This window comes from Clostridium ihumii AP5, assembly GCF_000612845.1.
In the GTDB taxonomy this organism is placed as follows: Bacteria; Bacillota; Clostridia; order Clostridiales; family Clostridiaceae; genus Clostridium_J; species Clostridium_J ihumii.
This window is the reverse complement of record NZ_CCAT010000077.1, coordinates 1-1,366: the sequence shown is the minus strand read 5'-3', so window position 1 is coordinate 1,366 and position 1,366 is coordinate 1. Positions and strand designations below refer to the sequence as shown.

The following is a 1,366-nucleotide window of genomic DNA, read 5'->3' as shown; positions in this document are numbered from 1 at the left end:
TGGAATGGCAACAGTTTTTTTGACAAATTTTATAAGGTGCAGAACTTCTTTCCGTATGCTATTCCGATTGTCCTTGACAATGAGCCTCCTCGGATGTGACGATCTTCGGCAGGAGCTAACAGTTAAAGTTAGACTGCCTCGCTAGCGTTAGCACATCCGAGCTCATTATCAAGGATTCGCTGCGCCAATCTCTGGTTACGGTAACCAACCGGTGTCTCGTAGCCAAGTGTACCGTGCAACCGAAGGTGGTTCCACCAATTGACATAGTCAAATAACTCCAAATCCAATTGTTGTAAGGTTTCAAATGTGTATTGATAGACAAATTCTACTTTCAACGACTTATAAGTTGATTCAGCTACGGCATTATCAAAAGGACAGCCTTTATGACTCAATGATCGATTGATGTCAAAAGTTGTTAATAATTCATCAATAGCTTGGTTATCAAACTCTTTTCCACGATCAGTATGAAAAATCTCAACCTCTGTCAGAGGTTGTTTGATACGGCTAAATGCTTTTTTTACTAGAACGGCATCTTTATGTTCTCCACAAGAATAGCCGAGAATTTCTCGATTGAACAGATCCAAAATGAAACAGACATAATTCCATTTTTTCCCGACTCGTACATAAGTCAAGTCTGTTACGATCGCTTCTAATGGGTTGTCTCTTAAGAATTTACGATTCAATACGTTTGTCGTTTTGGCTTCATTGCAAGTAGAATGATGTACTTTAAAATAAGCAACAGTATAGCTCGATTTTAATCCTCTATTTTTCATGATTCTACTAATTTTTCGTCGGCTGATCTGAATGCCTCGTTTTGATAAGGCTTTTTTTATTTTTCTTGAGCCGTAGGCCTTTCGGCTGCGGATAAATTCTTCAGCGACTACTTCTTCAAGTTCTGATTCGTCTTTCTTTGGTTTTGATTGATAATAATAGGACTGACGTGATAGACCTAATATTCTGCACATCGCTGATATAGGGTAAAGATGCTTATTCGCATCGATTACTTGTCTCTTCGTCCGAATATCAGCGCTGCTTGCTTTAAAATATCATTTTCCATTTCTAATTGCTGGTTTCTTTTACGTAGTTCTAACAATTCTTTTTGTTCAGGCGTAAGATTATCTTTTTCTTTGAATGAACCACTCGTTTTAGATTGCTTTACCCATTTGTCAAATGCTGAAGCCGTTAGTTCATATTCTCGAATGATTTCTACACGTGGCTTTCCAGCTAAGTAAAGATTGACGATTTGTTGCTTGAATTCTTGTGAAAAAGTTCTTCGTGTTCTCTTAGACATAAAAATTCCTCCTGGTATGTTTTCTTCTAGTCTACACACCTTAATTTTTCTGTCTAGTTAATTGTAGCCTATCCA

The 1,366-nt window shown here is 37.6% G+C and carries 1 protein-coding gene; it reads right to left on the bottom strand.

Annotated elements, in window-relative coordinates; genetic code table 11:
* Positions 1 to 128: 128 nt before the first annotated feature.
* A protein-coding gene (locus BN346_RS15775; protein WP_086956687.1) for an IS3 family transposase occupies positions 129 to 1,291 on the bottom strand; the annotation gives its coding sequence in 2 pieces (ribosomal slippage) (positions 129 to 1,015 and positions 1,015 to 1,291; 1,164 coding nt in all).
* Positions 1,292 to 1,366: the final 75 nt, after the last annotated feature.